The sequence below is a fragment of the Pseudoalteromonas sp. c7(2019) genome (assembly GCF_011378625.1).
In the GTDB taxonomy this organism is placed as follows: domain Bacteria; phylum Pseudomonadota; class Gammaproteobacteria; order Enterobacterales; family Alteromonadaceae; genus Pseudoalteromonas; species Pseudoalteromonas arctica.
In genome coordinates this window covers 158,923-172,662 of the sequence record NZ_WTKS01000001.1, presented here as the reverse complement: position 1 = coordinate 172,662, position 13,740 = coordinate 158,923, and the positions used below count along the sequence as shown (strand labels likewise).

Genomic DNA, 13,740 nt, shown 5'->3' with positions numbered 1-13,740 from the left:
TTTTATAGCTTCCTTGCCCAAGTATCATCACATAAGTTATCGCAGTACATGTTTATATCAATTACATCTTTAATAACCTTACATGGCGCTCCAACAACAACTTTACTACTGTCGATGCTTTTTACTGCTACAGCGCCTGCACCCAAAACAGAATTATCTCCAACGCAAATATCTCCAACTAAATTTACATTAGGTCCTACATAAACGTTATTACCAATAGTTGCAGACTTGCCATTATGTATTGCACCAACAGATACAAACTGTAACAAACTGCAATTGTTTCCTATTGTTGCTTGAGAGTTAATAACAACATTACCATGGGGTATGTACAAACCGTAGCCTATAGGTACATTACAATTTAGCTGTATATTAACTTTTTTCCCCAAGCCTGCTTTAAGTAACCTAAATACAAAAGGTAATATAGTACCGTTTATTTTAGACATCCTTAAATACACTTGAAATCTAAAATAGCTGTTTTTTATTAAGTATTTAATAAATACTTTTTTGTTTGTTTTTTTCGTGTATCTATATAAGTCAGACTTAACTAAAATTTTTATTTGCGATAAATTCATTATAGAAACCTTCCCACATAACAAATAAATCTAGAAGCTATAAACTTAAGCTTTGCTACTAGCGAATTATTGTATTTGTTAAAAGTATTTTTAAAAGCTGCGTTTATATGTTTACAGTTTTTAAAAAATAATTTTCGGTCTAGGCGATCTTTAATCGTATACCCTTTTAAACTCACTAGCAGAGAGTATCTTGCAACTTGAGCAACAACCTCTTTTTTATTATCAAAGCTATTTAATGTTGCTTTAACTGCGTTCGTCATATTAAGCAATAAATTAGAGTACGATGATGTTCTACTACTTGTGGTAGAACCTGCTCTTTTTCGATAATAAACAAGAGTATTAGAAAGTCTCAATATTGATTCAGCCATAGAAAATGCATAAATGTTGTAATAAATATCTTCATAGATTACACCCTCTGGAAATTTAAGACCTTTGAGCATTTCTTTCTTATATAACCTTGTCCAAACAAAAAAACCAGTGTCAAATAACACTGTATTAGTGGACTCAGTCTCAATAACTGTATTGCTAACACTTAACGGTAAAACAGAGTTAAACTCTTCAAAAGCGAACTCAATTATATCCTTTGCCCCGACTGTTACATAAGATGAGAGTACATCCCAATAATTGAATGCAATTGCATCGTCAGAATCTATAAAGCCAATATATTCGCCTTCTGCAATTAGCAATGCGGCATTGCGAGCAGCAGCTTGGCCTTTATTAATGGGTTGCTTAATTATTGTTGAATTAAATTTTATGTTTGATTTATGCTCTAAAATAAAGCTTTCGCACAGGCTTATTGAATTTTCGGGGCAGCAATCGTCAACAAAAATAATCTCAACTTGATCGCTATTAACACCTTGCAGTAAGCTTTGCATTAAGTCAGGTATAAATTCAGCCACTTTATAAACAGGGCATATAAGTGATAATTTAATAGGCATATTAATTATTTACACCATTTTTTATTACGCCATATTCTTTTGCGTAGCTCTCTAGCATTACAGGTAGCGAGTATTTTTGTTTATACAATTCATAAGCAACATCACCATGTGACACTGTTTTGGCTTTGTTATTAATGTATTCACTCATAGCATTGGTCATTGTAGATGCATCACGAATAGGGATTAAATAGCCCGATTCGCCCTCTGTTATTAGCTCAGAGCAGCCACCAACATCAGATGCAATTACTGCTTTTTTACATGCCATTGCTTCAATAATACTTCGTGGTAAGCCTTCCCAAAAGCTAGAAAGTATAAATACATCAGCTTGAGTTAGTTTTTCAGCAAAGTTGTCAACCACGCCACAAAAGTTTATTACTTCCTCAGGAAAATGAGAAAACAACTGCTTTACTTTAGCTTCGTACTGACCATCGCCATATATGCTTAAAGTAAAGGGTTTACCTTGGCTTAATAAAGAACCACACGCTTGAGCGAGCGTAGTGTAGTCTTTTTGATCTTCAAAACGAGCCGCAGTTATAAAATTAACGGGTTTGTCGGTTAGCTCCCACGTATCGTTAAATTTGCCGAGCATACCGTTACGTATCACTAACAACTTTTTGTCGGGCACGCCTATTCGTAAATATTCATTTTTATCGAACTCGCACACACCTATTATTTTTGAAGGTAAATAAGATAGTAACTTTTCAAGTCGCTCATATTTTTTAAAGCCCTTATTTTCGGGTGTATTAACAAAAGGCACACCATGAGGAACATAATAAGAGCGTTTAAAAGTAAGCATTGCAGCTATACGCCCAAGCGCACCTATTTTAGCTGTATGCCAAGAACAAACTTGTGGGTTTTCTGAAATAATTAACCATATTAATTTTAACAATGACCAAATGTCGCTCAGCGGGCTTAAATCTCTTTTTAAATTAGTTAAAGCATGCACTTTAAAACCAGCTGCTCGCAATTTAGTTATCGCATCGCCGTCGCCACCTAGTGCATATACAACCTCTGCACCTTCGTCTCTAAACTTTTCGCCAATTTGGCAAATATGTTTAAATGAACCAGATACAATAGTATCCGAACGCGTCATCCCTATTAAAACCTTCATCTATGAAGCTCCAAGTAATTTTTTATAAAGCTTTACGTATTCTTTAGCTATTACATCTACTGTAAAGTTAGATGCTATTAATTGCTCAGAAAAAGCTTGCACTTCACCATTATTTTTATAATGTAATGCAATGCCATCTTCTGTACTTTTAGCAATTTCAACTGCACTAAAGCCAGTTGCAATATAACCGTTTTTATCTGTAAAAATGGCATCGCTTGCTCCACTTACAGGTGTCGACACTAATACCTTTCCAGCTAACAAAGCCTCAAGTAATGAGTTCGAAAATCCTTCAGCCTCCGAGGCATTTACAAAAATATCAAATTGCTTAATAAAGTTTACCGGGTCGTCAACCTCACCATAAAATGTTATTTTGTGTTGCAGGTTATTTATCTCAATATATTTTTTTGCTCTAGGTAGTACACTACCACTGCCTATTAAATGAAAATGCACTTGATCATGCTTCTTAGTAAGCAATGCAAACGCCTCCATTAATACATCTACTTTTTTAATTTGCTCTAACCTACCATGATAAAAAAGATTTATTACAGAATCATTTTTATCCTTTAAAACTGGGCTATCAACATTAATTAAGCTTTTATCAATGCTATTTGGTATATTAATAATATTTTTAAAGCCAAACTCTTTACAGTTTTGGGCGATAACACCCGATATTGCGACTATTGTAGGGTTTGTTTTTAATACAAAATCAGCCATTATTGGCCCAATAACTTTTTTAGCTTTTAATGCTTTGAAATCCATGAACTGGTTAGAGTTACCTACCTTAATTAATATTGGCTTTTTAAATAAACGTGCCAAGCAGCAACCTACAAAAGCACCAAACTTACCTTGGTGACAATGTATTACATCAAAGCTTTTATTATTAGACATACCCCAAATTAATACCCGTATTAACCAATATACCGAAAAGGGTAACCAGCGACCAAGTAAGTCAGGTGCTATGGGCGAATATAAACGCGTTACTGGTACTTCGTTCATTACCTCCTTTGCTTTGCCTTTAAACTTTTGACGTGATGTTAATATGTGAACATCAACTCCCTCAGTTTGGATTCCTTTAGAAACTCGCCCGCATTGTTTTTCAGCTCCACCAAATACATCTGGCATGTACTGACATGTTAACATTAGTATTTTCATTAATTACCCAACGCTCTCTAAGTTTTTCTTATAAACCCTACTAAATGAGGTAGCTGATGCCCACAACATTATAGTTGCACCGATACTAAAAAAGAATAAAGTTAAATATCCATAACTAAAGGGAGATAACTTTTCTAATACTTCAAAGAAAAATCGATGAAATAAGAAAATTATAAAAGTTGCTTGAGCTACTAACGTAAGTATTTTTTTAAAATGCTTACCAATAACAATGGTTTTATAAAAAATTAATAGATACCCTGCGGAACAGAGCCAATAAAAATTAAGGTCGTATGGGCCTATGATTAATAAGCAGGAAAAAGTTAATATCATAAAAGCAAAGACCTTCTTTAAGAGTGACTCACTAACTTTTGCATAATAAAAAACCCACCCCATAACAAAAACCCATGCGTACAATTGTGGGACTTTATATTCAAGCATATCTAACTCAAATATATAAATACCAATTAAAGCTGAGGAAATAGTCGTCATTAAAAATAACAAGGATAAAACCCAAGGTTTGCTCTTAATAGATCCAAATACCAATGGTAAAACAAGGTAAAGAACTAAAAGCATCTGCAGCATCACCTGCGGATACCATATTGGGAACTTAGAAATCCTATCATTATCTACGAAATTTCTAATAAATAATAATTCATATATATTGAATTTCGATAAAATAACAAAGAAAAAAACAGTTAAAAGTAAAGAAGGTATTGCTATTTTTTTTGCAAACCTAACCAGTGAAATTTTTAAGGATGAAACATCACTTTTACTCATTATAAATTCAGCAAAGTTAAAGCCTGAAATTAGTAATAAAACATTAGCTCCTCCAGCTAAAGATAGACCAAAAAATATTTCTTCAACTGAACCATAAGCTTCATAGTACCTATCTATATAAGCATGATTAAAAACAACAGAAATAATTGCTAGAGCTCTTATAAATAAGTTCACATCCATTGTTTTCATAGCTCACCTCCCCTAGCTTCAAGTTCGATTAAATCTTTGATACTTAATGATTCCCAGTGCTCTGGAAGAAAACCAATTATTTCATCTAATTCCATGCTTATTGTCACATATGTCATAGAATCACCGCCTAGGTCTTTAAATGAAGCTGTTTCACTAGTGTTATCTGGGAATTCGCGAAAAAAAAGTTTTTTAACAGTTAAGCTTTTATCTAGAAACCCTAGTGTAGTGAAAAGTTCTTTAAAGTAATCTTTCCAAAAAGACTTAGTAAAAATAAATTTAAATATTCTAAAATGATTTTTGTTATTTTTATGCGCTAAAGATTTAATAGATTTGTAATCCACCTTACCATTAGACAAGATTGGCATTTCTTTTAGTTGCATATTTTGAAAACATGTTTCAGGTATGTTTATTTTTTTTGAAAGCTTACTTATAGCAGCATTTGGGTTTGGCACTCCTGTATGTGCTATTATAATTTTAGTATCATCTCCGGTACAAACAACATCCTGACCTAGGCTATTAAAATACTCTTCTAAATCGTCCAAGTTTATGCGGATACCAAATAACTTAACAAATCGTGAACTCCTCCCTACTATAGTAAACAACCCTAAATCATTAAACTTCGCTATATCACCAGTATATAATTCTGAAACAACCTTGTCTTTGCTCAAGTCATCTAGAGATGAAGCATAGCCTTGCATAACATTTGGACCACGATAGACAAGTTCCCCTTCAACATTAGGCTCTCTGATAATATTCTTTTTATCATCAACTAGTAAAATTTCTCCATTGGGAATTGCAAACCCTATAGAATCTGGGTACTGTTCTACATACTTAGGAGGTAAATAAGATATTCTTGGTGCAGCTTCAGTTTGCCCATACATAACAAAAAATTCTATTTCGTTTTTATTAGATTCTTTACTCCATCTTAGTACATCATCTTTAAACATCTTCCCGCCAGCTTGGGTTATTTGCCTTAAAGAAGGGTACTGGCTCAAATCAAAGGAAATCTTATCAAGTGTCTGAAATATAAATGGAACGCCTGAAAAACTAGTTATATTATGTTTATTTATAAGCTTACCAAAGCTTTCATCCATAGCAGTGTTATTTGTAAGAACTACTGAGGCTCCAACTGACATGTACGAATTCAGTATTGACAACCCAAAAGAGTAATGTAACTTTAAATGCAACAGAGCTCTATCTGAGGGTCTTAGTTCTAAATAATCAGCAATAGCTTCAGCATTACTATCAATATTTGAACCGGTTAATCTAACAAACTTTGGAGTTCCAGTACTGCCAGAAGTAGAAAGTAGCAGTAAAGTTTCGGAGTGCAAAGATAACTTGTCGCTATGCAGTGTTGTATATTCGCCATTTTCAAATAGATAGTTAGGGTTATAAATATCAATTAAATTATTAACTACTGATTTATTGTTACTGTCATATAGATATATAATATTACCCGCTACTAAATTACTTAAATAAGCAATAATTGTTTCCAAGTCATTACTTGCCCTTATAAATACTAATGACTTAAAAGGAACTTTCAAAGCACTATTATTATTTATTTTTTCTGCAAGCTCTCTATATGTAATCTCTTCTGACCCGCTTATTATAGCAACATTTTCGTTGAATCTATCGAGATTTAAAAAAAACATCTTAAACTCCATTTTATAAAATTAAGATTTCAAATTACTTAAACTAACCCACTTAAAAATCAAATCCAGCATTGTAAAAAAACTATTTTTTATTCTTTAAATTTTTAATATTATCTATTATTTCCAACACTACTTCAGGGAATACAAGCCTGTAAAATACAAAATAAAACAACAGTCCCATTGGAATAATTAAAACCACTTTAACTAACGCTTGCTCTTCAAATAAAATAAAATAATCTACAAGGTATAATACTCCTCCCATAATGAAAGAAGACACTATCGTTGGTGACAAACTTATTATCATGGATTTAATAGAAAAAGAAAATTTATTTCCTAAGATAAATAACATACTCGTAGTTAAAATACTTGCAATAACAACATTAGAAAAAACCACATGAAAAATTGAGTATTGAGAAAAAAAACTAACAACGGAGATCGTAATAATAAATTCTACAACTCTTAACTTAAATGGGATGTTTGAATTATGAGTTGCGTGACAGAGTGGTGCAAAAAAATAATTAAATGATGCACTAAAGCCACTTAAACATAATATAGAAAATATCACTCCACTTTCAGACCATTTATCGCCAAAAACTAAGTACACCATTTCGTCACCAATAATAAAACCACCAATAAATATAGGTAACGAAAATAATGCAGTTGTAGTAATAAATTTAATAAAACAAGCTTCTAACTCACTACTATCGCTTTGTAAGGTAGCAAATGCTGAAAAAGAGACATCTACAATTGGTCTTATTGTAAATTGCACAATAACGTCGAGCAATTTACCTGCAATTTTAAAGTAACCTAATGCAACTACTCCTAGAAAAAAACCTATTATAAGTTCAACAAATCTAAATATTCCCTGCCCAACCAGTGAACTTAATAATATAGGTTGGCCTTGTTTTAATGTATTTAAAATACCACCTACGGATAAACTTAATACAGGCCTCCAGCAAATTGCCTTCCACACAAGTAATAATGATAAAAAAATTGATAAAATCTTCTGGATTATTAAACTGTAAAAACCATAGCTTGCATACGCAAGGTAAATAGCTACAGCACCGGAAAATAATGACGAAAATAATAATCTTATAGCAAGTGCTTTAAATTTAAAATCACGTTTTAGTAACCCTTCTGGTACTGTAGATAATGCTTGCATTACAGGTACGATTGAAAGTATTTGTAATGATATTGCAAGGCCTGGAGCTTCAAATAGCACTTCTAAATAAGTAGATGCAAAAATAAAAAATAGAGCCGAACCTATTCCAATTATTAAAGTGGCGAAGAAAATACTATTCTCTACATTTAAGTTATTTTTACTACGTACAACTACTTCTACTAATCCGTACTTAACAATTGTGTTTGTTAGCTCAACAAAAACGACAGCTAATGCTGCAGTACCAAAATCAACAGGAGATAATATACGTGATAGAATTATGAATATTACTAACCCAGATAATTGAAATGAAACATTACCTATAAAACTCCATAAGGAGCCACTAACAATTTTATTTTTTAATGTCATTTGTTTCTTTTATCTGTATATTTTTTTGGGTTAACAAATTTTTTGAACCAGATTTCTTTTAAATACTCTTTAATTAAGTGTAATTTAGTTACTTTAAAACCATCAGTTTCTATTAATTTATAATCAAGTAAATTTAAAGTATCTTTAGCGTAGTATTGAAAGTCTGCTATGTTTTGTTTTGTCATTTTCCCCTTCCATGCGCTTGCTCGGCTAGCATCAGGCGCTTTCCCGACTAAAGCATGTTGAGATTTAGTAAATTCGGGTAAAAATTCATTCTTGATGTTAGTTAATTCAATTATATTTGGGTTATTTAAAAAATTCATAATTCTGGTTATTTCATTTACTTCGTTATGGAGTACATCTTCATACTTTACTAAAATAGTTTTATTAGGGAATAAAGTTTGAGTAATAAACCCATATAATATTTTGTTGTTCCAAGCTCTAGATGCGTCTAAATAAGTATTTGCCCCCCATTCGAGTGGGACTTGTGATTGCGCCACCGCACGCCCATCACGAACTATATGTATAAAGTAACATTCACTAAAAACATCATTTAGCCATTTAGAATAAACTAAGTTATTAGGTGAATGGTCAATCCAGTACTGAGCACCTCTTCTCTCATTATACAAATCAATTAAGTCGCTATAAAAATCTTCAACCGAACTATGTTCTACCTTTTTGAGAGAAGTAATATCTAGTGCCCAAGATTTAAACCTCTCGTTATTTTCCAATAAATCACAGTATATTTTTGTACAAAATGGTTGTTCAGCTAAAACTTCATTTTTAAATAAAGACTCAGGGGTTACAACACTTTGGTCAATAGTAGAAAGCAGAGAAGCAAGCATTGTTGTACCGCTTCTATCTGCCCCACCAATAAATATACATTTCATGATTACTTCCCAGAGTTATAACTCCGGTACCAATCAACAAACTGTTGCATACCATATGCAATGTTTGTGTTAGGTTTAAAGCCAACTTCTTTTTGTAAGCTATCTATATCTGCAAATGTTGCTGGAACATCTCCTGCTTGCATTGGCATATAGTTTTTATCAGCCACTTTACCTGCTGCTTTTTCAATTGATTCAATAAAGGTCATTAAAGCGATAGGTTCGTTATTACCAATATTAAACACTCGATATGGTGCTTTACTTGACTCTGGGGAGGTATTGCTATTGTTAGGATCTCTTTTTGGAACTACGTCTTGAATGCGAATAATACCCTCTACAATGTCGTCTATGTAGGTAAAGTCGCGTTTCATTTTTCCGTTATTAAATACTTTAATTTCACGGTTATTTAATATTGCGTCGGTAAATAAGTAAGGGGCCATATCTGGACGACCCCAAGGGCCATACACTGTGAAAAAGCGCAGCCCTGTTGTTGGCAGGTCGTATAAATGGCTATAGCTATGCGCCATCAACTCATTTGATTTTTTAGTTGCTGCATACAGCGATACCGGGTGATCTACTGCATCGTCAGTCGAAAAGGGCATTTTTTCGTTCATACCATAAACAGAGCTTGATGATGCATATACTAAATGCTGTACTTTATTATGACGACAACCTTCTAAAATAGTAGCAGTGCCCACTAAATTAGAATCAATGTATGCCATTGGATTTTCTATTGAGTAACGCACGCCAGCTTGTGCTGCTAGGTGTATTACGCGGTCAAACTTTTCATCTTTAAATAAATTTGCTATGCCGTCTCTGTCGGCTAAATCCATTTTTACAAAACGAAATTGAGTAAGGTGTTTAATACGCTCAAGCCTTGCATGTTTTAATGCCGGATCGTAATAGTCGTTTAGGTTATCTAGCCCTATTACTTCGTGGCCATCGTTACATAAGCGTTCAGCTACAAAGTTACCGATAAACCCTGCGGCACCAGTTACAAGATATTTCATTTGTAAGAATCCTTTAAATTTGGTTGTGATTTATATAAGTAAGTTACGAAACCAATTTTTTAACGGCTTTAGTAAACTCTTCACCCATATGGCTTGATTGCATTGCATATTCTACGTTGGCAAGCATATAGCCTAATTTAGAACCACAATCGTGCGACTGGCCTTTTAAATGGTATGCTTCAAGTGTTTCTAGGTGGCGTAATTGCAGTAATGCATCGGTAAGTTGTATTTCGCCACCGGCACCAGGAGGTGTGTACTCTAGTAAATCCCAAATAGTAGGCGATACAACATAACGGCCCGTAATAGCTAAGTTGCTTGGTGCTTCATCGGTATTTGGTTTTTCTACCATGTTTTTAATTATTGCGTTTTCGCCCGCGTTAATTTTTATACCGGCTAGGTCAACCACACCATATTGATGTACTTGTTCTTTTGGTACTGGCTCTACCATTACTTGGTTGTGGCCTGTTTGGTCGAATCGGTCGATCATTTGGCTTAAATTATCGGTTTTTGGATTTGATTTGTATTTATCAATAATTACGTCAGGTAACATTACTGCAAATGGGTTGTTGCCTACTATTGGCTTGGCGGCAAGTACTGCGTGGCCCAGGCCTAAAGGTGCAGATTGACGAACCGAAATTACGGTTACGTCTTTTGGTACTATTGAGCGAACTTCTTCTAGTAGGCTACGCTTTACACGTGCTTCTAGTGTGGCTTCTAGCTCAAAGCTGGTATCAAAATGGTTTTCGATTGAGTTTTTTGAAGCGTGAGTAACAAGTATTATTTCTTTAATACCTGCTTGTACGGCTTCGTTAACTACATATTGAATTAGTGGTTTGTCTACTAGAGGCAGCATTTCTTTTGGAATGGCTTTTGTGGCTGGTAACATACGTGTTCCAAGACCAGCTACAGGTAATACGGCTTTTAAAACTTTCACTTTAATTCCTTTCATTATTATTTTGTAAATATATAAAGAAGAAACTAAAGTTAACTTCCATATAACGTGCTTCACATACCTTGTGTTAGCATTATTATACACACCATAATGTTTGACTCAATAAATAAAGCATCCTTTTAGATTGTTTTTCTGTTAATTTTATGTTGCACCAAACTAGTCAGGGTGAGTTACATTGGGGCATCTAATTCTTTTTGATGATCTACCTTTTTAAAAGTAATAATACTATACTGGTATAGTTATTTATTAAGGATTACTAACTTAAGGAACATTTGTGCGCTTAGGGCTTTGCATTTTATTTATTGTGTCGTTTTTTGTATGTGCACAAGATATGCTTTTGTATTTGCGTAATAGCGATATTATTACCCGTGCACAGCAACAGTATGGCAACGAAGGCCATAAACGAATTAAAGATTGGCTTAATTTTATTGATGACTCGGCTGGTGAAAGCGAATGGAAAAAAATTCACCTTGTTAACGATTTTTTTAATAAACACATTAAATACAAAAGCGATGAAGATCTTTGGCAGCAAAAAGATTACTGGGCTACCCCGCTAGAGAGCTTAGGTGTTGGTATGGGTGATTGCGAAGATTACGTTATTGCTAAATACTTTACGTTAATAGCGCTAGGTGTTCCGGAGGATAAAATACGTTTAATGTATGTACGACAGCGCACAGTAAACCAACCCCACATGGTACTTATATATATAGAAGATCCAAACAGAATTCCCTTTGTTTTAGGTAACTTTAATACTAAACTGCTGCCCGCTAATAAACGCCCCGATTTAACGCCTATTTACAGTTTTAATGGTCAAGGGCTTTGGTTAGCTAAATCGAAAGGGTTAGGCAATAAAGTAAAAAATAGCCGTGGTGTGTCGGCTTGGAATACTATGCTAGAGCGAATTGAACAAGGTGAGCTTGCTCCCATTAAAAGTAACATTAAAGGAACTACCAGTTATGTCTCGACTTTTTAAAAATGGATTGAGTCTTAAAACCCAAGTTTATGGTTTAATAATCGTTATTTCGGTTGTTTCATTTGTGGTTCGAGTAGTTACAGATGTTGAAACTACTCGCGATTACTTACAAACCCAAATGGGAAGCCATGCCCAAGACACAGCTACCAGCTTAGGGCTTTCTATTTCGCCTTATTTAGATCCAGAAAACTTAGTAATAGCTGAAACAATGGCTACCGCTATTTTTGATTCTGGTTACTACAAAGAAATTAAATTTACAAATTCACAAAGTCAGGTTGTATTTGATCTGGAAAATCCTAAGCGTGTTGAGTCTGTGCCTAATTGGTTTATTGCTTTAAGTAGTTTAAAAGCACCCACTATGCAGTCTGAGCTAAATAATGGTTGGATTATGGCGGGTATACTTGAGGTTACAAGCCATACTGGGCAGTCTTATGTTACGTTGTGGGAGCATACAAAACGCAGTTTTTATGGTTCTTTTTTAATACTAATTGCCTCGCTTGCAGTTGCCTTTTTAATATTACGCGAAGTATTTAAGCCTTTAAAAGCAGTTGAGCATCAAGCTCACCTTGTTACTCGTAAGCGCTTTACGTTAAACGAAGAAATACCTGTTGCACGAGAGCTGCGCACTGTAACCAAAGCTATAAATAATATGGTTATTAACTTACAAAGTACTTTTGATTCTTTAACTAAACAAACCCAAGCCTTAACAGAAGAAGTTTATATTGATTCTTTAACAGGGTTAGGTAATCGAAAGTTGTTTGAAAATCACTTTAGCTCGGTTGTTGATACAATAACCACCGATGCGCCACTTACTGCAATGATGATTACCCTACCTTCACTTACTAATATAAACCAAACTGTTAGCTATCAAGATGGTGACGCGCATGTAAAAGATGTGAGCGTTATTCTTACTAAAATTATTGGTAACCTTACTAACTCTAAAATATTTAGGTTAAATGGTAGTACTTTTATTGCCCTTATACCTTACGATACGCAGTTTTTAAATAGAACTCGCTTAGAAATTACCGATGCTTTTAGTAAACAAAAAAATAGCTTACACGTTAATGGGTTTGCTAATTTTGCAATATTAGAAGTGAATAAAGGCTCGTCTATTGGTAGTGTTTTATCTGCTTTAGATACAGGTAGTACTATTGGCGATACAATAGAAACTAACAAAATAGATAAAGACACGCTATTTAGTGTTAAACAATGGCGTACACTTATTCAGTCGATTATTGACTCTGGTGAGGTAAGCTTTTCGGTGCAGCCAGTTAAACGCGCTAACTCAAAAAATAAGCAGTGTTACTTTGAGGCTTTTGCCCACTTTACCCATGAAGGTGAAAAGGTAAACAATGGCCATTTATTTGCTATGGCCGAAAAGCTTAATTTAACCGAAGAGTTAGACAAAAAAATAATTCGTAACTTTGTAAACGTTAAAGAACAATACCCTGATGACGTATTTGCTTTAAACGTAAGTAAGGCGTCTTTATATTCGGCTGATTTTATACAATGGCTTACTCTTTATGCCCACACTAAACCTGTTATTAAAACTAACCTTATATTTGAGTTACATGAAATTAGTTTACTTTATAATGTACACATAGCCTCAAAACATATAGATGCAATTAAAGATATTGGCATTAATGTGTGTATAGAACACTTTGGAACGAGCTTAACGTCGTTTAGGTATTTACAAGGCCTTGATATTGAATATGTAAAAATTGATGGCAGTTATATTCAAGACTTGTTAGATAATTCTCAAAGCCAATTTTTTATTCAAACCGTTAATAATATTTGTCATGGCTTTGGTATTAAGGTGTTGGCATGCTTAATTGAAAAACCCGAAACATTAAAAATGCTTGAAAATTTAGGCTGTGATGGTGTACAAGGTAATTTAATTATGGAGCCTTCTAAAGTACTTACAAATAAGAACCGTGGTAACGTTAATAAAGAGTTTACTTTTTGCGCAGACACGCTAAAATTCTGTAATTAGATACTC

The 13,740-nt window shown here is 33.8% G+C and carries 12 protein-coding genes; 2 read left to right on the top strand and 10 right to left on the bottom strand.

Annotation, left to right across the window (positions count from 1 at the left end):
- Nucleotides 1–2: 2 nt before the first annotated feature.
- The 10 genes from GQR38_RS00770 to galU all read right to left on the bottom strand — a co-directional run bounded on the left by GQR38_RS00770 (nucleotide 3) and on the right by galU (nucleotide 10,750).
- Nucleotides 3–572: a serine acetyltransferase gene (locus GQR38_RS00770; RefSeq protein ID WP_165721464.1), complete on the bottom strand. Its 570-nt coding sequence runs from the start codon at nucleotides 570–572 to the stop codon at nucleotides 3–5.
- Nucleotides 572–1,510: a glycosyltransferase family 2 protein gene (locus tag GQR38_RS00765; RefSeq protein ID WP_277344162.1), complete on the bottom strand. Its 939-nt coding sequence runs from the start codon at nucleotides 1,508–1,510 to the stop codon at nucleotides 572–574. The genes GQR38_RS00770 and GQR38_RS00765 overlap by 1 nt, the downstream gene beginning before the upstream one ends.
- Before the next feature lies 1 nt (nucleotide 1,511).
- Nucleotides 1,512–2,621, bottom strand: a complete 1,110-nt coding sequence (locus GQR38_RS00760; RefSeq protein WP_165721462.1) for a glycosyltransferase family 4 protein — start codon at nucleotides 2,619–2,621, stop codon at nucleotides 1,512–1,514.
- Nucleotides 2,622–3,773 (bottom strand): glycosyltransferase family 4 protein, encoded by a 1,152-nt coding sequence (locus GQR38_RS00755; RefSeq protein WP_165721461.1) that lies wholly within the window; start codon nucleotides 3,771–3,773, stop codon nucleotides 2,622–2,624.
- Nucleotides 3,774–3,776: 3 nt separating this feature from the next.
- Nucleotides 3,777–4,739, bottom strand: coding sequence for an acyltransferase family protein (locus tag GQR38_RS00750; RefSeq protein WP_165721460.1), 963 nt, complete (start codon nucleotides 4,737–4,739; stop codon nucleotides 3,777–3,779).
- Nucleotides 4,736–6,391, bottom strand: coding sequence for an AMP-binding protein (locus GQR38_RS00745; protein WP_165721459.1), 1,656 nt, complete (start codon nucleotides 6,389–6,391; stop codon nucleotides 4,736–4,738). Before GQR38_RS00745 ends, GQR38_RS00750 begins: the two co-directional genes overlap by 4 nt.
- A gap of 82 nt (nucleotides 6,392–6,473) precedes the next feature.
- A complete protein-coding gene (locus GQR38_RS00740) occupies nucleotides 6,474–7,919 on the bottom strand; it encodes an oligosaccharide flippase family protein (RefSeq protein ID WP_165721458.1) in 1,446 nt (481 codons plus the stop codon).
- Nucleotides 7,916–8,809 carry a sulfotransferase gene (locus tag GQR38_RS00735; protein ID WP_165721457.1) on the bottom strand — a complete coding sequence of 298 codons (894 nt, stop codon included), beginning with the start codon at nucleotides 8,807–8,809 and terminating at the stop codon, nucleotides 7,916–7,918. Before GQR38_RS00735 ends, GQR38_RS00740 begins: the two co-directional genes overlap by 4 nt.
- A 2-nt stretch (nucleotides 8,810–8,811) precedes the next feature.
- On the bottom strand, nucleotides 8,812–9,816 hold the full coding sequence (locus GQR38_RS00730) for an NAD-dependent epimerase (protein WP_165721456.1): 1,005 nt from the start codon (nucleotides 9,814–9,816) through the stop codon (nucleotides 8,812–8,814).
- A 43-nt stretch (nucleotides 9,817–9,859) separates the two neighbouring features.
- The gene (gene galU / locus GQR38_RS00725) at nucleotides 9,860–10,750 is read right to left on the bottom strand and encodes a UTP--glucose-1-phosphate uridylyltransferase GalU (protein ID WP_165721455.1); all 891 of its coding nucleotides are present in this window, start codon (nucleotides 10,748–10,750) and stop codon (nucleotides 9,860–9,862) included.
- Between the two features lie 292 nt (nucleotides 10,751–11,042).
- On the opposite strand from galU, the gene GQR38_RS00720 reads away from it, so the two are divergent.
- Together GQR38_RS00720 and GQR38_RS00715 are read left to right on the top strand one after the other, a co-directional pair.
- A complete protein-coding gene (locus GQR38_RS00720) occupies nucleotides 11,043–11,741 on the top strand; it encodes a transglutaminase-like cysteine peptidase (protein WP_165721454.1) in 699 nt (232 codons plus the stop codon).
- Nucleotides 11,725–13,734, top strand: coding sequence for an EAL domain-containing protein (locus GQR38_RS00715; RefSeq protein ID WP_165721453.1), 2,010 nt, complete (start codon nucleotides 11,725–11,727; stop codon nucleotides 13,732–13,734). The genes GQR38_RS00720 and GQR38_RS00715 overlap by 17 nt, the downstream gene beginning before the upstream one ends.
- The last annotated feature ends 6 nt before the right edge of the window (nucleotides 13,735–13,740 follow it).

Coding starts and splice junctions, on each gene's coding strand:
- GQR38_RS00770 (WP_165721464.1), bottom strand. CDS start 572: ATGAATTTATCGCAAATAAAAATTTTAGTTAAGTCTGACTTATATAGA.
- GQR38_RS00765 (WP_277344162.1), bottom strand. CDS start 1,510: ATGCCTATTAAATTATCACTTATATGCCCTGTTTATAAAGTGGCTGAA.
- GQR38_RS00760 (WP_165721462.1), bottom strand. CDS start 2,621: ATGAAGGTTTTAATAGGGATGACGCGTTCGGATACTATTGTATCTGGT.
- GQR38_RS00755 (WP_165721461.1), bottom strand. CDS start 3,773: ATGAAAATACTAATGTTAACATGTCAGTACATGCCAGATGTATTTGGT.
- GQR38_RS00750 (WP_165721460.1), bottom strand. CDS start 4,739: ATGAAAACAATGGATGTGAACTTATTTATAAGAGCTCTAGCAATTATT.
- GQR38_RS00745 (WP_165721459.1), bottom strand. CDS start 6,391: ATGTTTTTTTTAAATCTCGATAGATTCAACGAAAATGTTGCTATAATA.
- GQR38_RS00740 (WP_165721458.1), bottom strand. CDS start 7,919: ATGACATTAAAAAATAAAATTGTTAGTGGCTCCTTATGGAGTTTTATA.
- GQR38_RS00735 (WP_165721457.1), bottom strand. CDS start 8,809: ATGAAATGTATATTTATTGGTGGGGCAGATAGAAGCGGTACAACAATG.
- GQR38_RS00730 (WP_165721456.1), bottom strand. CDS start 9,816: ATGAAATATCTTGTAACTGGTGCCGCAGGGTTTATCGGTAACTTTGTA.
- GQR38_RS00715 (WP_165721453.1), top strand. CDS start 11,725: ATGTCTCGACTTTTTAAAAATGGATTGAGTCTTAAAACCCAAGTTTAT.